The sequence below is a fragment of the Rathayibacter rhapontici genome, assembly GCF_001995175.1.
GTDB lineage: Bacteria > Actinomycetota > Actinomycetes > Actinomycetales > Microbacteriaceae > Rathayibacter.
The window spans coordinates 1-296 of record NZ_MUKN01000135.1 but is presented as its reverse complement, the minus strand read 5'-3'; the positions used below and the strand labels follow the sequence as shown (position 1 = coordinate 296).

The following is a 296-nucleotide window of genomic DNA, read 5'->3' as shown; positions in this document are numbered from 1 at the left end:
CCGGAGCCGCGTCTCGGCGGCCGAGGACTTCATCGCCGCCCGCCGCGGCGCCGTCGGATCGCTCGCGCGCACCCGCCTCACCGAGGCCGCCCGCGCCTCGGAGTACGCGGCGCAGATCGCTGCGACCGATCCGCGCGAGGCGCTCGCCTCCGCTCAGCGCGCCTCCGCGCTCGCCGGCGAGGCGCTGCAGCAGGCCCGGTCGGACACGAGCGGGTACGCGTCGCCGACCGCCGCGGGCAGCCCCTTCGGCGGGAACACCACCGGAGCGTTCCTCGGCGGGATCCTCGTCGAGTCGC

General features: G+C 78.4%; 1 pseudogene. It reads left to right on the top strand.

Annotation, left to right across the window (positions count from 1 at the left end):
* Window positions 1-296 (top strand): annotated as a pseudogene (locus B0T42_RS20385) (TPM domain-containing protein); the annotation flags it as partial.